Below are 18,168 nucleotides of genomic sequence, written 5' to 3'. Positions count from 1 at the left end.
AAGGACATCATCACGGCGTCCGACATCGCCCGCATGAAGCACCAGGCGATCGTCGGCAACATCGGCCACTTCGACAACGAGATCGACATCGCCGGCCTCGCCGCCGTCCCCGGCATCGTCAAGGACGAGGTCAAACCCCAGGTCCACACCTGGACCTTCGAGGACGGCAAGACCGTCATCGTCCTGTCCGAAGGCCGCCTGCTCAACCTCGGCAACGCCACCGGACACCCCTCCTTCGTCATGTCGAACTCCTTCGCCGACCAGACCCTCGCCCAGATCGAACTCTTCACCAAGACCGCCGACTACCCCACCGGCGTCCACACCCTCCCCAAACACCTCGACGAGAAAGTCGCCCGCCTCCACCTCGACGCCCTCGGCATCCGACTCACCGTCCTCACCGACGACCAGGCCGCCTACATCGGCGTCCCCGTCGACGGCCCGTACAAGCCCGACCACTACCGCTACTGAGCCCGCATGTGTACCGACTGCCTGCCCGTCGTCCGTGATCCGTGGCTGCCCGACCGGCTCCTCACCACCGAGCGGGACCTCCTGATGCCGCTGCTGCGCCGCACCCCGGAGGAGGCGTACGAGCTCCGTACCGCCTGCCCCGGCTGGACCGCCCGCCAGGTCCTCGCGCACTGCGGGGCCGCGCTGGTCCGGATCGTGGAGGGCCGCCTCGAAGAGGGCGTGTTCCTCCCCGAGGCCAACGCCTGCGACGTCGCCGAGCGGGAGGAGTGGCCGCTCGGCCGGGTCCTCGACGAGCTGGAACGCGGCCTCACGGAGGCGGGGCCGGTGATCGCGGGCCACGAGGACGGGCGGCTCGACGCGGTCGCCCTGGGGGAGTGGGTGCACGCCGGGGACGTCCGGGAGGCGTTCGGCGAGCCCGGCGCGTACTGCGGCGACGCCCTCGCCCTCGCCCTGCCGCTGCTCTGCGTCACCAGCCGGCGGCGGGAGACCCCGAGGCTGGTCGGCCGGCTCGCCGACCACGCGGGGGAGGTGGCCCTCGGCAACGAGATCGAGGGCCGCCCGGCCGCCGTCTTCGACGGCGACGCGGCCACCCTCATCCGCATCTACGCGGGCCGCCCCCTGGTCCGCACCCGCTACGCCCTCACCGGCGCCACCGAGCAGGAGCTGCTGATCTACCGGTGAGCCGGTCGAGGGCATAGCCCGTTCGGTCCCCGCCGTCGTGCGGGGCCCCGGGGGCGGGGGTGTGCTGGGTCGAGACCCCCACCCCCGCACCCCCGGGAGCAGCACCATGGCCGTCATCGTCACCGTCGAGATCCCCGGCGGCACCCAGGAGCAGTACGAGGCCGCGATCGGCCGGCTCGGCGACGCCGAGTGGTGGCCGCCGCAGGGCTTCCTCGCGCACGCGGCGGGGCCGGACGGGTCCGGTGGCTGGCGGGTGGTGGACTTCTGGGACTCCGAGGAGGACTTCCTCGCCTTCGCGGTGAAGGCCCGCCCGATCTTCCAGGAGACGGGCATGCCGCCGATCCTGCCGACCTTCCAGGAAGCGGTGAAGGTCATGGTCCGCTGACCCGGCGGGAAGCGGCCGGGCCCGAAAACCCTTTGCGGGGCGGGGGAGCGGCCGCCACCCTTCCCCCATGACCCGTCATCCCGCATCCCGGCCCGTCGCGGACCTGTTCTCCGCCGAGGGCCGCCTCCTCGCGATCCCGCGCCGCCCGGCCCGCCGTGCCGCGCTCCTCGCCCACCTCGCCGAGACCCTCTTCGAGCCCGGCCGCGTGTACCGCGAGGCCGAGGTCAACGAAGCCCTGCTGACCGTGCACGAGGACTATCCGGCGCTCCGCCGCCATCTCGTCGTCGGCGGCGAGCTGGCCCGTACGAAGGACGGCTCGGCCTACCGCCGACAGCGGACGGCTCCTGTCCCCGGAGGCGCGGCCCCCGCCGTCGCGTGACCTCCGCGGTGGTGGCCGGCCTGCTGGCCGGCTACGGCATCGCGATCCCGGTGGGCGCCGTCGGCGCGCACCTCGTGGCGGTCGCCGCCCGCAGTCCGTGGCGTACGGGCGCGGGCGCGGCGCTCGGCGTCGCGGCGGCGGACGGTGTGTACGCGCTCGTCGCGGTCCTCGGCGGCGCCGCCCTGGTGCCTCTGCTCGCGTCCGTCGCGGTCCCGCTCCGCTGGGCTTCCGCCGGTGTCCTGCTGGTCCTCGCGGCGGCCTCGGCCCGTACCGCGCTCCGTGTCCACCGTGCCGGGGCCCCGGTGGCGGACCGGCCGGTCACGGCCCCGCGCCAGGCCTTCTGGACCTTCCTCGGCATCACGGTCCTCAACCCGACGACGGTCCTCTACTTCACGGCCCTCGTCCTCGGCGGCCACACCGCGACGGGTCCGGCCGGGGCGGCCGTGTTCGTGACCGCCGCCTTCGCCGCCTCGGCGAGCTGGCAGCTCCTCCTCTCCACCACCGGCACGGTCCTCGGCAGCACCCTGACGGGCGCGCGCGCCCGGCTCCTCACGGGCCTGGTGTCGAGCGCCCTGATCGCCGTCCTCGCGGTGGGCCTGGTGGTCTGACGGCGTCTCACCGGGCCTGTCCCGGAGGTCCGGAGGGCGGCCGGTGGGTGACGCCCCCGCCGGTCGCCCCGGGGAGCGGAGGAGCGGAGGAGCGGGGGATCGGGGGCTCGGGGGATCGGGGGAGCGCCGTGTCCGTGGCGCCGCCGGGCCGGGCGGTGGTCAGGCGCCAGGGGCGTACCGCGCCAGGAACAGGTCCACTCCGGAGCCGATGACCCGTTCCAGCTCGGCCTCGTCGATCGTCTCCTCCGGTGAGAAGGTCCGCGGGAGCTGCGGGACGCCGACCGTCGCCGCGAGCAGCTGCCGTACCGCCAGGGCCGGGTCCGGCGCGTCGAGCTCGCCCCGGGCGGCGAGCTCGGCGAAGGCTTCGGTCAGCGGCCCGTCGTCCATGGCGTGGCCGATCCGGGACCAGAGCCGCCCGAGCTGCGGGAACCGGTCGGTCTCGCCGATCACGAGCCGCCGCAGCGCCATGACGTCCGGCCGCAGCAGGATCCGTGCCCGGTCCGTCGCCAGGCGCACCAGCGCGGAGCGCAGGTCGGGCGCGGCGGCGAGGGTGGAGCGGGCGGGCTCCAGGTCCGCGTAGACCCGCGGGAGGACGCCGCCGACGACGGCGAGGAACAGGCGTTCCTTGCTGCCGAAGTGCTTGTATACCGTCGCCTTCGACACCCCGGACCGGGCGGTGACGGCGTCCATCGAGGCGGCCGAGTAGCCCTGTGCCAGGAACTCGGTGAGGGCCGCGTCGATGATCGCCCGCCGCTTGCGGGAGACCGCGCCGGCGGGGGCCGGGACGACCGGCATCCCGTACGCGTCGACGTCTTCCGTGCCGGCGGCCATGGCGGTACGTCCTCGGGTTCGGGGGAGCGGGATCCGAGTGTACGAACCGAGCGGTCCGGCCCGCGGAGGGCGCCGCCGTCCCCGCGTCCCCGGCTCGCGTCCCCGGCTCGGTCCGCGTCGGCGGCCGTGTCCCGCGCGGGGCGGGTCAGTCGCGGCGGGCGAGCAGGAGCGCGGTGGTGCCGAGGGCGGCGCCGGCGGCCAGGACGCCGCAGCGGGAGCGCCACGACAGGGCCGACCACTGGGACTCCGCGGACAGGACGGAGCCGAGGCTCGCCCAGGAGCCCGCGGAGAGGATCGACGCGGCCGAGCCGACCGAGCCGATGGACAGGAACGAGCCCACCGAGCCGATCGACAGCGTCGAGCCGACCGAGCCGATCGACAGGAACGAGTTCCGGGAGCAGAGGGACCAGCGGGAACAGTCAGCGCTCATGGACCGATCGTAGGCACGCGCGGGCGTCCGGCGCAGGCGGGCGCGAGGCCGGCGGGCGGCCACCGTCCCCGGCGCTTCGACCTGCGCGGCCCGTGGCCGACGGGCCGCCGGGGGGACCGGTCCCCCCGGTGGCTCTTCGGCGCGGGTCAGGAGCGCAGGTCAGGGGCGCAGGTCAGGAGCGCGGGGTCACCGATCCCGCGTAGACGTGGTCCGGGGTGATCACCTCGGTGACCGCGCGGGCCACCAGGGTGGAGGGCTCCTGGCCGTCGCTGAGGGAGTCCGTGTTCAGCATCAGGACCAGGGTGGCCCGCTGCGAGGGGAGGTACACGGTGACCGTCTCGTAGCCGGGCAGGGAGCCGTTGTGGCCGATCCAGCCGTTGGTGTCGAGGATGCCGAGGCCGTAGCCGGTGCCGGGGAAGCCGGTCGGCAGGGTCTTCATGCGCTGCGCCTGGGTGGCGGGGGTGAGGAGCTTCCCGGTGGCGACGACCGGTGCCCAGCGGCGCAGGTCGTCGAGGTTCGAGATCATCGCGCCGGCCGCCCACGCCCAGCTGGGGTTCCAGTCCGTCGCGTCGGCGACGGCGCCGGTGAGCGTCTGGTCGGTGTAGCCGCGCGGGTGGGGCTCCGGGAACTCGGCGCCCTTCGGGAGGAAGGTGTGCCGCAGGCCGGCCGGGCGCGTGACGTCCTCGCGGAGGACGTCCGCGAGGCGGCGGCCGGTGACCTTCTCGACGACCAGGCCGAGCAGGACCAGGTTGGAGTTCGAGTACTGGAAGGTCGTGCCGGGCTCCGAGGTGTTGGGGTGCCGGTAGCCGTACGAGAGCACCTCCCACGGGTTGAACGGCCGCTTCGGCGCGCTCAGCAGGTCGCGGGTGAAGTCGGGGTCGGAGGTGTACGGGAAGAGGCCGCTGCGCATCTCGGCGAGGTGGCGCAGGGTGATGCGCCGGCCGTTCGGGACGCCCCGCACGTACCGGTCGATCGGGTCGTCGAGGCGGACCTTCCCCTCGTCGACGAGCCGGAGCAGTGCCGTGACGGTGAAGGTCTTCGTCTCGCTGCCGATCCGGACGTACATGTCGGCGGACATCGGCTCGCCGGTCCGCTTGTCCGCGACGCCGGTGGCCCGGACGTAGCAGCCCTTGCCCGGCATCCAGACGCCGACGACGAGCCCGGGGACGCCGGCCTCCCGGCGCGCCTTCTCGACGGTGGAGTCGAGCCGGGCGGTGAGGGCGGAGGGCAGTCGCTCGCTCTGCGGGCAGCGGTCGCCGCCGTGCCGGAGGGGTAGGGGCACGGGCGCGGCCGTCGCCGGGAGCGCGGCGGGCGCGAGCGCGGCCGCCGCGAGGAGCACGGCGGTGGCGAGGAGCCGGCGTCGGTGGGTGCGTGGTCGTGGTCGTCGCATGGGGGCGCCTTCTCGGGTGGGGGCTGACGGCTTGCGGGCGCTGCCAGATCAGCACCGGCGCGGGCGCCCGGGGCACGGCTGCCGTCGCGACCGGGGGCGAGTCCACCCGTACGGGCGCGGGGGCGGGCACGCGCGCGTGCAACCGGGTCCGCGCGGGTGGGCGTCCCCCACGGGGTCCGCGGGTACGGCTCCGCGGATCACGGAACCGGAGGAGAACGACGATGACCAGCACCGCCGCCCGCTCGGCCCGCTACCTCTATCTCACCCGGCACGGCGAGGCCACGCCCGACGAGAGCGGCCTGACGGAGGCGGGCCGGCGCCAGGCCGCCCTGCTCGGGGAACGGCTCCGGGGCGCCCCGCTGACGGCGGTCCACCACGGGCCGCTCGCCCGGGCCGCGGAGACCGCCCGGCTGATCGGGGCGCGGCTCGACGGCGTGCCGGTACGGGTCCGTGACGAGGCCGGCGACTACGTCCCGTACGGGCCCTCCCGGGAGGAGCTGCCGGCGGACGCGGCCGACGCGCTGCTCGGCTTCCTGGGGCAGTTCCCGGAGGCGGAGCGGGCGCGGGGCGCGGAGCCGGCGGCGGAGGCGGTCGCGCGCTTCACGGGGCCGGTCGAGGGGGACGAGCCGCGCCACGAGCTGGTCGTGACGCACAACTTCCTGGTCGGGTGGCTGGTGCGGGCGGCGCTGGACGCGCCGGCGTGGCGGTGGATGGGCCTGAACCACGCGAACGCGGCGCTGACGGTGATCCGTTACGCTCCTGGCCGCCCGCCGTCCCTCGTCCTCTTCAACGACACCTCCCACCTCCCCCACGACCTCCGCTGGACCGGCTTCCCCGAGCGCCTGCCGGTGTGAGGCCGGTCCGGCCCGGTCAGTCGATGTGGACGATCTGGAAGGCCTCGGCCATGCGTCCCGGGGGGAGGCCGGCGGCCGTCGCGTGTTCGGAGAGCCAGGTGCGCAGCAGGCCCGCCAGGTCGTCGAAGTGGGCCGTCTGGGAGGTGTGGATCCGCAGCGCCTCGACCTTGCGGTCGAAGACGGGTGTGACGTCGACGTACTGGTTGGGCGTCGGGCCGGTCATCAGCCACAGCTCGTGGACGGTCCACGGCTCCAGGCCCTCCTCCTTGAGGAGCGAGGGGTGGGCGAAGGGGTTCCGGGCCTCGGGGTAGACCGCGCGCAGGCACGCGTCGCCGACGGCCCGGTGGTCGGGGTGGAGGTCGGCGACCCGGGCCCAGTTGATCTCGGGGGAGGGGACGATGGCCCGCTGCGGCCGCACCTCCCGGATCACCCGGCACAGGTCGCGGCGCAGTGCGACGCCGGGTTCGACGAAGCTGTCGGGGTAGCCGAGGAAGCGGACGTCGGCGACGCCGCTCAGTTTCGCCGAGTGGACCTGCTCGGCGCGGCGCAGGTCCGCCATCGCCTGCCGGGGGAGCATCGGGTCGTAGCCGCCGGCGTCGCCGTCGGTGACGATGCAGTAGGTGACGCGGGTGCCGCGTTCGATCCACTGCATGACGGTGCCGCTGACGCAGAACTCGATGTCGTCCGGGTGCGCGGCCACCACCAGCAGTGACTCCGGCGCGCCGCGGACGGTCGGGTGGTCGGTCGCGAAGTCCTCCATGGCTCCAGCCTGTTGGGGGTGCGGGGGCGTCGCAAGGCCGTCCCGTGGCGTGAACAGGACATGGCACTTACGCGCCATTAAAAAACTTGGTAGATTCAAATCATTGCTCGACTCATGGAACGAGCGGCGCGACACCCCGCACCACGACCCGCAGGACTTCGGACGACACGGAGGCGACCGGCATGTGCAGGATTCTCGGCTCCTTCGCCGCCGGGGCGGACCGCCCCGACCCGGCCGCGCTCGCATCGGCCTCGGCCCGGCAGCGGCACGGCGGCCCCGACGAACACCGGGTGCTCAGCGGCCCCGGCTGGTCCCTCGGCTGCGACCGGCTCGCCGTCACCGACCCGCGCGGCGGACAGCAGCCCTACCGGCTGCCCCACCTCCCCGGCGTCCTCGCCGTCCTCAACGGCGAGATCTACAACCACGCCGAGCTCCGCCGCGCCCTCGCCGCCCGCGGCCACCGCTTCCCCGACCGCTGCGACGGCACCGTCCTGCCCGCCCTCTACGCCGAGTACGGGCCCGCCTTCGCCGAACACCTCGACGGGATGTTCGCGGTCGCCGTCCTCGACCTGAGGCCGGGACGTGCCCAACTCGTCCTCGCCGTCGACGACATGGGCATGAAGCCGCTGTACCTCCACCACGACCCCGAGGACGGCTCCACCCGCTTCGCCTCCGAGATCCCCGCGCTCCTCGCCTTCGGAGGCGTCCGCTTCGCCCCGCGCGAGGACTCCCTCGACACCGTCCTCGCCACCCGTACCTCCTTCGCCACCGCCACCGCCCTCGAAGGCGTCGGCGTCCTCCCGCCCGGCGCCACCGCCGTCGTCCGCCCCGGCGCCGCCCCCGTCGTCCGCCGCCGCGGCCCCCACCGCGCCGCACCCGTCGGCGACACCCAGGACGTGCTGCGCCGCGAGGTCCGCCGGCTCGCCGACGCCGACGTCCCCGTCTGCGCGGTCACCAGCGGCGGCCTCGACTCCGGGCTCGTCACCGCCCTCGCCGCCGAGCACGCCCGCGAGACCGACGCGCCGCCGCTCCACACCTTCCACCTCACCTACCGGGGCAACTGGCCCGGCTCCGAGGCCGCCCACGCCCGCTCCGTCGCCCGCCGGGCCCGCACCGTCCACCACGAGATCGCCCTCGACCCCGACGAGCTCCCCTCCCTCCTCACCCGCACCGTCCGCCACCTCGGCCAGCCCAACGCCGACCCCATCACCCTCTCCACCTACGCCCTCTTCCGCGCCGTCCGGAGCAGCGGCTTCACCGTCGCGCTCACCGGCGACGGCGCCGACGAACTCTTCGGCGGATACGACCGGATGGCCGCCGCCCTCGCCGCCCCGCCCGGCGCCGACTGGGCCGCCGCCTACACCGACGCGCTCTCCGCCGCGCCCCGGCTCCTGCGCGAACACCTCTACACCGCCGACTACCGCGCCCACATCGCCGACACGGGCTCCGCCGCCGACCGCGTCGAGCAGGAACTGCGCTCCGCGCAGGCCGTCGGCGCGGACCGGGTCACCGCGACGACCGCGCTGGAGACGCGGTGGCGGCTCCCCGCCTACCACCTGCGGCGCGTCGACCACCTGGCCATGGCCTGGGCCGTCGAGACCCGCCTCCCCTTCTGCCAGCCGGCCGTCGTCACCCACGCCCGCGCCCTGCCGTCCGCCGCGCGCACCGGAAAACGCGCCCTGTACGAGGCGGGCGCCGAAATGCTCCCCGCGCCGGTGCTGCGCCGGCCCAAGCAGCCCTTCACCCTCCCCGTGGAGGCGATGCTCGCCCCCGGCGGACCGCTGCTCGACACGGTCCGCGAACTGCTCTCCCCGGCCCGGCTCGTCCTCGGCGGCAAGGTCCGCGCCGACCGCGTCGCCCGCCTCCTGGCGCGTCAGCTGGAACGCCCCAACCGCGCCGACGCCCAGGCCCTCTGGGCCCTCGCCGTCCACGAACTGTGGACCGACGTCGTCCGCACGCTGCGGGTCCCGGCGGACTGCGCGGCGGCGTGACACACCCGGCGCTGCTCGTGCGGGCCGACGGCGCGCCCGCGCCGACGCTCGTCGTACGGGTGGACCGGATGCCCGGCGGCCTGCTGGGACTCGGCCGTGAACTGGCGCGGCTCCCCGCCGCCCACGCCAAGATCGCGCTGTACGGGGGCGACGGCGCCGGCGGCCTCCGGTACCGGTTCGTGCAGCGCCTGCCCGGTGGCGGCTTCGACTTCCGGGCCGGCTGCGGGCACTCGCTGCTCGCCTGCGTCGTCGCCGAGGACCGCCCGGGCCCGGTGACCGTCCGGGCGCTCACCACCGGCGACACCGTCCTGTGCGAGCCGGAACCGCCGGGAGGGGCGTACACCCTGCACTTCCTGCGGCCCCCGGACGCCCCCGGCACGCTCCCCACCGGCCGGCCGCGGGACCGGCTGCTCGGCGTGCCGGTCAGCCTCGTCTCGTACGGGAACCCCTACGTGTTCGTCGACGCCCGGCACGTCCGCGCGCCCGCCCGGGCGCACCTGCTGGCCCTGCGCGCCGAGGCCGCGCGGCTGCTCGGGCATCCGCCGGACTCCGCCCTGCCGAAGATCGCCGCGATCGAGCCCGCGCCCGGCGGGCTCTCCGTCCGCGCGCTCACCGTCGGCGGCTGGCATCCGCGGCTCGCCGTGACGGGCGCGGCGGCGCTGGCCGCGGCGGGGGCGCTGGACGGGACCGTCGTGCCCCGGCTCGACGGGCCGGTACGGACCCCGGGCGGCACCGTCACCGTCTCGGCCCGCCCCGACCGGGTCAGCGTCCACCACAAACGGGCGACCGTGCTGCGCGCCTGCCCCCTCCCGTGGCGCATCCACGCAACGGCGTGAACGCGCAGCCGCGACCCCGGTCCCGGGGCTCCGCTCCTCTGCCACGCTGAAACGGACCGGCCGCCGGAACGCCGTGACCGCCGGAATGACGTATCCGTGGGGAGAGCAGGGACAGATGACATTCGAGAATCTGCGGGTCGTCGTGACCGGCGCGTCCCGCTCCTTCGGCCGGGCGCTCGCCGTCGGATTCGCCCATCTCGGCGCCGAGGTCTATGTGTCGGCGCGGACGGTGGAGGCGGCGGAGCGGACCCGGGCCGAGGTGCTGGGCTCGGCCAGGGACCGTATCCACGCCTTCGGCTGCGACCTCAGCCGGCCCGCCGAGATCCGCGAGTTCGCGGCCCGGGTCGGCGAACACACCGACCGGGTCGACCTGTTGGTGAACAACGGCGCCCGCTGGCTCGACGCCATGGACCTGGAGGCGACGAGCGACGCCGAGATCGTGGAGACCATCGAGTCCACGGCCGGCGGCACGGTCCTCATGGTCAAGCACTTCCTGCCGCTGCTGCGGGGCTCACTGCGGCCCGACATCGTGAACATGGTGGCCGTGCGGGACGCCGAGGGCGCCTCCGCGACCGCCGCCGGCGGGGCGCACGAGGCCTTCTGGGCGGCGAAGAGCGCGCAGGCCGGGTTCGCGGACATCCTGGCCCGCCGGCTCCGGCCGTCCGGGGTGCGGGTCTTCTCCCTCTTCCCGCCCGACTTCTCGACCGCCGACCCGCGCTTCACGGAGTGGGACGGCATCGACCCGACCGGGGCCGCCGCCGACGAGAAGCTCACCACCCAGGCCCTCTTCGAGTGCATCGTCTACGCGGTGGAGCAGCCCCGCGACTGCTTCATCCGCTCCTTCCACTTCGAGCCCCGCTGAACGCACCCGCGCACCCGCGCGCCCCGACCCCGCGCACCCGCGTGCCCCGACCCCGCGCACCCGCGCATCCCGGCCCCGCGCACCCGCGCGCCCCGAGCCGCCGCCCCTCCGAACCACCCCTTCGTGCCTACGCTCAGGAGGCTTCCATGAGCACCCCCGTCTGGATCACCGCGACCCCGCCCGCCACCCACGGCGAGCTCCACATCGGCCACCTCGCGGGCCCGTACGTGGCCGCCGACGTCCTGACCAGATACCTGCGGGCCGAGGGCGAGCCCGTCCGCTTCACCACCGGCACCGCCGACCACGCGAGCTCCGTCGAGGTGCGGGCGCGGCAGCTCGGCCGCAAGCCCGAGGAGGTGGCGGAGGGGTACCGGGCCGCGATCACCGCCGACTGGCTGCGCTCGGGCGTCGAGTTCGACCACATCGTCCGGCCCCGCCGCGACCGGGGGTACGGGCGCTGGGTGCGGGAACTCTTCGCGAAGCTGTACGCGGACGGCGTGATCGCCCCGCGGACCCGCCTCCTGCCGTACTGCGAGCCGTGCGAGCGGTGGCTGTACGGGGCGCACGCCACGGGTTCCTGCCCGCACTGCGGGGCGGCGAGCGACGGCGGCATGTGCCACGAGTGCGCCCGGCCCAACGACGGCGGCGACCTCATCGGCGCCCGCTGCGCGGTCTGCGCCACCCCGGCGGTGGCCCGCCGCTGCCGGCGCCTGTACATCCCGCTGGAGCCCTTCAGGGAGACCCTCGCCGACTACTGGGCGGCCGCCGGGCTGCCGCCGAGGCTCGCGGCCCTGTGCGAGTCGCTGGTGGAGGACGGCCTGCCGGACATCGCGGTCGGGCACCCGGCGGAGTGGGGGCTCGACGTGCCGGTGGAGGGCTTCCCCGAGCACCGCATCGACGGCTGCTTCGAGGCGGCGGCGATGCACCTGTTCGGCCACGACGCCAAGGGGCCGCTGCCGGCCCGCGCGATCCACTTCTGCGGCTTCGGGCACTCCTTCTGCCACGCGGTGCTGCTGCCGGTGCTCCTCCTCGCGCAGGGCGTGAAGCTGCCGCAGGACTTCAACGTGAACGAGTCCTTCGTGATCGAGGAGGGGGTGCGGGAGGGGAACGTGTGGGCGCTCGACCTGCTCACCGAGTACGGCTCCGACACGCTGCGCCGGCACGTCCTCCAGGCCCGTCCGCTGGGACGCAGGACCGTCTTCCGCCGGGACCGGCTGGCGGCGGCCCGCCGGGAGCTGGACGAGAACTGGAACAGCTGGCTGTCCCGGCTCTTCACGGCGGTCCGCGAGGAGTGCGACGGGCTCGCCCCGCAGGCGCTGCCGGGCGGCACCGGCTGGGAGGTCCTGGAGCGGCGGCTGCACCGGGCGGTCGACGACCTGCGGGAGGCGTACGGCCCCGACGCCTTCGACCCGCGCCGGGCGGTCGCCGTCCTGGACGAGATGGTCCGCTCGGCGGCGGACTTCGGGCACGTCAACGCGCACGAACGGTGCCGGCCCACCACGGCCTGCCGTCATCTGCCCGCCCTGGCAGCGCAGTTGGCGGTGGCGTCGGCCCTGACGGCGTGGGCGCGGCCGGTGATGCCGGAGGGCGCGGACCGGCTGGCGGCGGCGCTGCGGGTGGAGACCGGGCGGGCGGTGGACTGGCACGCGCTGATCCCGCCGCTGCCGGGCACCCGGCTCGCCCCGCCCTCGGGCCCGGTCTTCGGCTTCTGAGCCCTCGCACCGCACCCGGACCCGTACTTCTCAGCAACTAAGAACTCGGACAGATCCCCGAACCACCCCCCTCCCGCCGCGTGCTCCCGGCGCGCCACGCGCGGGGGCACGCGGCTCCCCCACCTCCCAGGAGCCCCTCGTGTCCCTGCGCGTCGCCATGCTCAGCGTCCACACCTCCCCGCTCCACCAGCCCGGGACGGGGGACGCCGGAGGCATGAACGTCTACATGGCCGAACTCTCCCGCGCCCTCGCCGAACAGGGCGTGGAAGTCGACCTGTTCACCCGCTGCGAGGGCGGCGACGAGCCCCGGACCACCGGTCTCGCGCCCGGGGTGCGGGTCCGGCGGGTGGTGGCGGGCCCGCGCCGGGCGGTGGCGAAGGAGGCGGTCCCCGATCTGGTGCTGCCCTTCGCGCTCGGCCTGCTCCGGGCGGAGCGGGGGTACGACGTGGTCCACTCGCACTACTGGCTGTCCGGGCAGGCCGGCCGGATCGCGGCCTTCGGCTGGGGCGCCCCGCTGGTGCACACCGCGCACACCCTGGCGCTGGTGAAGAACGCCCACCTGGGCGAGGGCGACACCCCCGAGCCGCCGGCCCGGATCCTCGGCGAGCGACGGCTCGCGGCGGAGGCCGAGCGGCTGATCGCCAACACGGCGGACGAGGCCGCGGCGCTGCGCGGCCTGTACGGGGCGGACCCGGCCCGCACCGACATCGTCCGCCCCGGGGTGGACCTGCGGACCTTCGCCCCGGGGCCGGGTCACGACGCGGGGCGGGCGGCGGCGCGGGCCCGGCTCGGGCTGCCGGCGGACGCGTTCGTGCCGCTGTACGCGGGACGGATACAGCCGCTGAAGGGGCCGGACGTGCTGGTGCGGGCGGTGGCGGAGCTGCTGCGGATGGCGCCGGGGCTGCGGGAGCGGCTGCTCGTGCCGGTGATCGGCGGGCACTCGGGCGCGGGGGAGCAGGGGGCGGTGGGGCGGCTGGCGGCGGAGCTGGGCGTGGCGGACGTGCTGCGGCCCGGGCCTCCGGTGCCGCAGGAGCGGCTCGCGGAGTGGTTCCGGGCGGCGGACGTGGTGGTGGTGCCGTCCCGGAGCGAGTCCTTCGGGCTGGTGGCGGTGGAGGCGCAGGCGTGCGGGACGCCGGTGCTGGCCTCGGCGGTGGGCGGGCTGCCGACGGCGGTGTGGGAGGGGGTGACGGGGCTCCTGGTGCGGGGGCACGACCCGGTGGAGTACGCCCGCCGGCTGCTGTGGCTCGCGGCCGAACCGCGGGCACTGGCCACGATGGGGGTGGCGGCGGCCGGACACGCGCGCGGGATGAGCTGGCGGGGGTCGGCGGCGCGCACGATCGAGGTGTACGAGCGGGCGCTGGCGGTGCGGGAGCCGGCCGGGCCGCGGCGGGCGGAGGGGGCACGGGTGGGGCAAGGGCGGCGGCACGCCCCTGCCCCGGCGGCCCCTCTCTCCTGGAGGAACGAGAAGGCCGTAGCACGAGTTTAGCATCTCTTTTGGTTCGACCAAAGATTAGGAACGCTACGGACCGGCCAATTCCGTTGAATCGGCGGCCGATTGACGCACTCGCGCCATGGCGGGTCCACGCACGGGAGAACGGTGGATTCGCCAACGGGCCCCGGACAGAATGGAGTTGTTCTCAGGGAAGGCCCGGCGGCACGGGCCCCCGGAGACGGAATCAGCACCTTCGCGCTGTGACGAATCCTGGAGGAATCATGTCCGTCGAGCAGAACTCCGGAATACGGAAGACCGTCCGTCAGCTCCTGGTCGCCCTCACGGCCTGTCTCGCCGTCGCCGGCGGCGCGGCCTACGCGGTCTCCCCCGACGCCGCCCCGGAAAGCCCGGTCCAGCACGCCGGCGTCACCGTCGACTGGCCGCACAGCACGGCCACCGCGACCCCCGCCCCGCCGGTGAACTGAACCACCGGTACGGAATTCCGGAAGCCCCGTGATCGCCCTGCCACGATCACGGGGCTTTCGCGTGTCCGGAGAAATGCGGAAGGGAATCAGTCGAGCCAGCCGAGCCGCACCGCGCGCACTCCCGCCTCGAATCGACTCGACGCCCCCAATTCCTGCATGAGTTCGGAGAGCATGCGGCTCACCGTGCGCAGCGACACCCCGAGATTCCGGGCGATCTTCTCGTCCTTCATGCCGTCCGCGAGCATCTGGAGCGCCGCCCGCTGCTGCTCCGAGAGGCCGTCGCCGCCCCGCTCGGGCGCCACGTCGTCGCCGTACGGGGTGGCCGTGTGCCAGCAGTGCTCGTACAGGCTCAGGCAGGAGCCGACGAGGAGCGGGCCGCGGGCCAGGATCGCGCCCCGGCCGGGCTCCTCCGGGTGCAGCGGCACCATCGCGTACTGCTGGTCCACCAGCACCATGGTCATGGGGAGTTCGGGGGCGATCCGTACCTCGACGCCGAGCTCGGCGCGGCGCTTGAGCACGGCCGCGGCCTCCGGCCGGACGGCGTCCTGGGTGCGGTAGATCGCGCGGATCCGGACGCCCTGTGCGAGCTTGCGCGCGTCCCGCTCGAAGATCCGCTCGGGGACCTGGCGGGCCGGTCCCGTGGGGTACATCGAGCAGGACGCCTCCTGGGTGACGTCGACGATGTCCTCCAGGGCCTGCTGGATCCGCCGGTAGTCGGTGATGGCCTCGACGGCGATCTCGGAGCCGGCCAGGGTGCCGGGCCGCAGGAAGGTTCCGGCCAGCGTCTCCAGCGTGCCGTACGCGAGGTCCGCCTCGGCGAGGTGTTCGCGGAGCCGGGCCCGCTCCCGGTCCAGGATGCGCAGCAGGGCGATCTCCGGGTCCACCGAGGCGACCGCGTCCTCCTCGGGGCGCCAGTCGGCGTCGCGCAGGTCGGCGGCGGTGGCGTGCCGGCTGGTGGTGGGGACGATCAGGCCGAGGGAGAGCAGTTCGGCCCGACATCGCTCGTACTCGGCGGGCGCGAGACCTAAGCCGGCGGCGACCTCCGTGTAGTTCGACACCCCGCGACGGCGCAGCTCCTGATAGAGCGTCACCAGCAGCCCGGTCCCGCCGTCCCCCGTGCCGCCGTCCGTCGTGACCATGGCGGACCACCCCCTCGTCGTCGCGAAATCGACCGTCCCGGACCGTCAGGCTACGCGCTGCGCCCCGCCCCTCCGAGGTCGTCGGGACCGTTCTCACCGTCCAGCAGACCGAGCCGGGCGGCCTTCACGCCCGCCTCGAAGCGGCTGGCCGCGCCGAGTTCGTGCATGACCTCGGAGATGAGCCGGCTGACCGTGCGCAGCGACACCCCGAGGTTCCGGGCCACCTGCTCGTCCTTGATGCCCGAGGCGAGCATCCGCAGCGCGGCCCGCTGCTGTTCGGTCAGTCCGTCGCCGCCGTGGGTGTCGGGCTCCTGGTGGCCGTAAGGGGTGGCGGCACGCCAGCAGTACGCGTACAGGGCGCGGTAGGCGCGGACGAGGCCGGGGCCGCGGGCGAGGATCGCGGGGGAGGCGGGGTCGCGGGGGTCGGTCGGGAGGAGGGCGAAGTGCTCGTCGGCGAGGACCATGTTCATGGGGACGACGGGAGAGAGCCGGATCTCGGTGCCGAGCGCGGTGCGGGCGGCGAGGTGCTGGTCCATCTCCGGGACCTGGCCGACCCGGTGGCTGTACATGGCCTGGACGCGGACCCCGCGCGCGGCCCGTTCCCGGTCGCGGTCGAGCTCCAGGGCCATCTCCTCGCGGCGGACCGAGCCGGTGGCCATGGTGTGGACGGAGCCGCGGGCGGTCTTCGTCAGGTCGGCGAGCTCGCGGGCGATCCGTGCCGGATCGTCGACGATCTCCACCTCGACCTCGGAGCCGGGCTCGGTCCGGGCCCGCAGGAACGGTCCGGCGAGGGTCTCCAGGGCGGTGTGCGCGCGGCTGGTCTCGGCGAGCCGGCTCTCCAGCCGGTCCCGCTCGTGCCGCAGCAGTCCGAGCAGGGCGACGTCCGGGGCGATGACCTGGGGCGCGGGCGAGACGGCGTCGACTAGTCCGAGCTCGGTCAACTCGGCGCGGGCGCGCTCCCGTTCGGCGTCGGTGAGCTGGAGCTCGCGGGCCGCGTCGGCGAGCGGGGTGCCCGGGGCGGCGCGGAGCGCCTGGTAGAGGGCGAGTGCCTGCTCGCCTCCTGTACGTACTCCGGCGGCGTTCTTGGACACGGCGGCAGCAGACTCCCCTCGGATCGCGCGGATCCCGTTGAAAAACGCCCCGGCAGACCCTGCCACACATTCGAACGTTCCGCACGAGGTTCAGGGGCGGAGCGACCCGGGCGTGATCAGGCGGATTCTTCCGCTTCCTCCGCGCAGTCGGGGCACAGCCCCTTGAAGACCAGCTCGGTCTCCGCGGTCCGCCACCCGGGCAGGCTGCCGCGCGGCGGCGCGGGCGCGGGCGCCGCCACGTTCTCCACCCGTCCGCAGCGCACGCACAGGGCGTGCTGGTGGCGGGGGCCGGAGATCTCGAAGACGGCCGGCAGGCCGGGCCGGTCGAACTTGCCGACCAGGCCGGTCTCCTGGAAGTGCCGCAGCATCTCGTAGACCGCCTGGCTGGTGAGCGTGCCCAGCCGCTCGCGGGCGGTCGCGGTGATCGCCTCGACGTCGAGGTGACCGCCGGCGGCGAGCACCGAGAGGACCTCCAGGCGCGGTCCGGTGACCCGCAGGCCCACGTCCCGCAGGCGCTGGATCACCGCCTCGCGACCGGTCAGCTCTTCCACGACCGCCCTCTCGCCCATCTGGTCCGCTCAAACGTTTGTGGGCATCGTACCTCTTGCCCGTCCGCCCCGACAGGCGGCCGACCGGCCGCAGGGGCCGGGGCCGGCCGCCGGGGACGGCCGGTGGGCGGTCCGGTGGGCCGCCCGGTCGAGGTCAGTCGTCGGGGCGGCACACCAGCAGCACGGATTCCGTGCGGTCGTCGATACGCTGCCGCCGCCGGCCCTCGATGTGCAGCCCCGCCGCGTGCAGTTCGGTCGCCAGCCGGTCCTGGTCCACGATCCACTTGTCGGTGGTCAGCACCGCCCGCTCCGCGGAGAGCTTCCCGGTCCTGGTCGTGCAGTAGGTGACCCGCTCGCTCATCGACCCCAGGTCGAAGTCCTGCCGGGCCACCACCCACTCGTCGATCCCGTCGAACCGCGGCACCTGGAACGCCCAGGTCCTGCGCGGCTCCGCCACCAGACCGGGCCACAGATGCGCGGTGTAGTCCAGGGCCAGAGCCCCGCCCGTCTCCAGATGGTCCGCGACCTCCCGCAGCAGCCCCGGGCGCCGGGCCGGCGGGAGCGCCGACACCATCGCGCCCGCGAGCAGCGCCAGCCGGTAACTCCCGCGCAGCCGCAGCTCGGTGAGGTCCGCGCGGTGCGTCGCCACCAGGCCGGCCACCTGCGGGCCGATCCGGCGGGCCCAGGCGTCGAGGCGCTCCAGTGCGGAGGCGTCCCGGTCCACGGCCTCCACGGCGAAGCCGTGCCGGGCGAAGGGGACGGTGAGCCGCCCCGCGCCGGAGCCGAGGTCCAGGACGGGTCCGCCGGTGGAGCGGGCGAGGCCGAGGTACCGGACGATGTCCGCGCTGTGCGGGCCGAGCAGGGCGTCGTGCAGCCAGACGGACCCCTCGTCCATCGCGGCGACGGACTCCAGGCCGGGCAGGGCGTCGGAGGCGATCCGCACCCCCGCCCCGGCGGCGGGTGTCCGCTCCCGCTCGTATCGGGACGGCAGGACCGGCGCGAGCGCTGCGGGCACGGCGGGCAGGGAAGTGCCGCTCGGGGTGTGCATCGCTCCTCCAGGGGCTCGCTCGGTCCATGCCGTCCTGGGCGAGGCGCCCGTGCCGCCGGGACCGCGCCGCTGCGACCATCGTGACCTGCGGGGGAGCCCCGATCCACCGGATCGGGCTGCGTGAACACGCGATGGCGTGGATCTGCCACGGCCTCCAGGGGGAGGGGCGTCGGGGCCGTGGGTCCGCCACGGCCTCCAGGGGGAGGGGCGTCGGGGCCGTGGGTCCGCCACGGCCTCC

The 18,168-nt window shown here is 75.1% G+C and carries 20 protein-coding genes; 12 read left to right on the top strand and 8 right to left on the bottom strand.

The genetic code is table 11. The features are described from left to right. The 5 genes from ACF1BN_RS36250 to ACF1BN_RS36230 form a co-directional block, all read left to right on the top strand. The coding region (locus ACF1BN_RS36250) for an adenosylhomocysteinase (RefSeq protein ID WP_392335859.1) at window positions 1–468 on the top strand (468 nt) is incomplete at its 5' end. A 6-nt stretch (window positions 469–474) separates the two neighbouring features. Then, complete coding sequence (locus ACF1BN_RS36245) at window positions 475–1,149, top strand: maleylpyruvate isomerase family mycothiol-dependent enzyme (protein ID WP_392335858.1); 675 nt, start codon at window positions 475–477, stop codon at window positions 1,147–1,149. A gap of 106 nt (window positions 1,150–1,255) precedes the next feature. Further along, window positions 1,256–1,534: a hypothetical protein gene (locus ACF1BN_RS36240; protein WP_392335857.1), complete on the top strand. Its 279-nt coding sequence runs from the start codon at window positions 1,256–1,258 to the stop codon at window positions 1,532–1,534. Between the two features lie 67 nt (window positions 1,535–1,601). Further along, on the top strand, window positions 1,602–1,913 hold the full coding sequence (locus tag ACF1BN_RS36235) for a DUF2087 domain-containing protein (RefSeq protein WP_392335856.1): 312 nt from the start codon (window positions 1,602–1,604) through the stop codon (window positions 1,911–1,913). Beyond that, window positions 1,910–2,521 (top strand): LysE family transporter, encoded by a 612-nt coding sequence (locus ACF1BN_RS36230; protein WP_392335855.1) that lies wholly within the window; start codon window positions 1,910–1,912, stop codon window positions 2,519–2,521. The genes ACF1BN_RS36235 and ACF1BN_RS36230 overlap by 4 nt, the downstream gene beginning before the upstream one ends. 159 nt (window positions 2,522–2,680) lie before the next feature. Here ACF1BN_RS36230 and ACF1BN_RS36225 read toward each other — a convergent pair whose 3' ends face one another. From ACF1BN_RS36225 to ACF1BN_RS36215, 3 genes are all read right to left on the bottom strand, one after another. Next, on the bottom strand, window positions 2,681–3,352 hold the full coding sequence (locus ACF1BN_RS36225; protein ID WP_392335854.1) for a TetR/AcrR family transcriptional regulator: 672 nt from the start codon (window positions 3,350–3,352) through the stop codon (window positions 2,681–2,683). Window positions 3,353–3,497: 145 nt separating this feature from the next. Beyond that, window positions 3,498–3,782 carry a hypothetical protein gene (locus tag ACF1BN_RS36220; RefSeq protein ID WP_392335853.1) on the bottom strand — a complete coding sequence of 95 codons (285 nt, stop codon included), beginning with the start codon at window positions 3,780–3,782 and terminating at the stop codon, window positions 3,498–3,500. Between the two features lie 172 nt (window positions 3,783–3,954). Further along, the gene (locus ACF1BN_RS36215; protein ID WP_392335852.1) at window positions 3,955–5,172 is read right to left on the bottom strand and encodes a serine hydrolase domain-containing protein; all 1,218 of its coding nucleotides are present in this window, start codon (window positions 5,170–5,172) and stop codon (window positions 3,955–3,957) included. Between the two features lie 221 nt (window positions 5,173–5,393). On the opposite strand from ACF1BN_RS36215, the gene ACF1BN_RS36210 reads away from it, so the two are divergent. Beyond that, window positions 5,394–6,026: a histidine phosphatase family protein gene (locus ACF1BN_RS36210; RefSeq protein WP_392335851.1), complete on the top strand. Its 633-nt coding sequence runs from the start codon at window positions 5,394–5,396 to the stop codon at window positions 6,024–6,026. A 16-nt stretch (window positions 6,027–6,042) separates the two neighbouring features. Here ACF1BN_RS36210 and ACF1BN_RS36205 read toward each other — a convergent pair whose 3' ends face one another. Further along, a complete protein-coding gene (locus ACF1BN_RS36205) occupies window positions 6,043–6,786 on the bottom strand; it encodes a PIG-L deacetylase family protein (RefSeq protein WP_392335850.1) in 744 nt (247 codons plus the stop codon). A 182-nt stretch (window positions 6,787–6,968) separates the two neighbouring features. On the opposite strand from ACF1BN_RS36205, the gene asnB reads away from it, so the two are divergent. The 6 genes from asnB (at window position 6,969) to ACF1BN_RS36175 (ending at window position 14,104) form a co-directional block, all read left to right on the top strand. After that, window positions 6,969–8,777, top strand: a complete 1,809-nt coding sequence (gene asnB, locus ACF1BN_RS36200; protein WP_392335849.1) for an asparagine synthase (glutamine-hydrolyzing) — start codon at window positions 6,969–6,971, stop codon at window positions 8,775–8,777. Further along, window positions 8,774–9,613, top strand: coding sequence for a hypothetical protein (locus ACF1BN_RS36195; RefSeq protein WP_392335848.1), 840 nt, complete (start codon window positions 8,774–8,776; stop codon window positions 9,611–9,613). The genes asnB and ACF1BN_RS36195 overlap by 4 nt, the downstream gene beginning before the upstream one ends. Window positions 9,614–9,728: 115 nt before the next feature. Then, window positions 9,729–10,475 carry an SDR family oxidoreductase gene (locus tag ACF1BN_RS36190; RefSeq protein WP_392335847.1) on the top strand — a complete coding sequence of 249 codons (747 nt, stop codon included), beginning with the start codon at window positions 9,729–9,731 and terminating at the stop codon, window positions 10,473–10,475. A 146-nt stretch (window positions 10,476–10,621) separates the two neighbouring features. After that, a complete protein-coding gene (locus ACF1BN_RS36185; RefSeq protein ID WP_392335846.1) occupies window positions 10,622–12,187 on the top strand; it encodes a class I tRNA ligase family protein in 1,566 nt (521 codons plus the stop codon). A 157-nt stretch (window positions 12,188–12,344) separates the two neighbouring features. Then, on the top strand, window positions 12,345–13,673 hold the full coding sequence (gene mshA, locus ACF1BN_RS36180; protein WP_392335862.1) for a D-inositol-3-phosphate glycosyltransferase: 1,329 nt from the start codon (window positions 12,345–12,347) through the stop codon (window positions 13,671–13,673). 227 nt (window positions 13,674–13,900) lie between these two features. Continuing rightward, window positions 13,901–14,104: a hypothetical protein gene (locus ACF1BN_RS36175; RefSeq protein ID WP_392335845.1), complete on the top strand. Its 204-nt coding sequence runs from the start codon at window positions 13,901–13,903 to the stop codon at window positions 14,102–14,104. Window positions 14,105–14,190: 86 nt separating this feature from the next. Here ACF1BN_RS36175 and ACF1BN_RS36170 read toward each other — a convergent pair whose 3' ends face one another. From ACF1BN_RS36170 to ACF1BN_RS36155, 4 genes are all read right to left on the bottom strand, one after another. Next, entirely contained in the window at window positions 14,191–15,243 is a 1,053-nt protein-coding gene (locus tag ACF1BN_RS36170; protein WP_392335844.1) for a LuxR C-terminal-related transcriptional regulator, read from the bottom strand. Between the two features lie 50 nt (window positions 15,244–15,293). After that, window positions 15,294–16,334 carry a LuxR C-terminal-related transcriptional regulator gene (locus tag ACF1BN_RS36165; protein WP_392335843.1) on the bottom strand — a complete coding sequence of 347 codons (1,041 nt, stop codon included), beginning with the start codon at window positions 16,332–16,334 and terminating at the stop codon, window positions 15,294–15,296. 116 nt (window positions 16,335–16,450) lie between these two features. Next, window positions 16,451–16,885: a Fur family transcriptional regulator gene (locus ACF1BN_RS36160; protein WP_392335842.1), complete on the bottom strand. Its 435-nt coding sequence runs from the start codon at window positions 16,883–16,885 to the stop codon at window positions 16,451–16,453. Between the two features lie 151 nt (window positions 16,886–17,036). Then, window positions 17,037–17,930 (bottom strand): SAM-dependent methyltransferase, encoded by an 894-nt coding sequence (locus ACF1BN_RS36155; protein ID WP_392335841.1) that lies wholly within the window; start codon window positions 17,928–17,930, stop codon window positions 17,037–17,039. Window positions 17,931–18,168: the final 238 nt, after the last annotated feature.

Origin of the sequence: Streptomyces sp. NPDC014861 (assembly GCF_043081625.1) — a bacterium.
Lineage (GTDB): Bacteria > Actinomycetota > Actinomycetes > Streptomycetales > Streptomycetaceae > Streptomyces.
The sequence above is the reverse complement of the archived record's forward strand: the minus strand, read 5'-3'. Positions and strand labels throughout refer to the sequence as shown.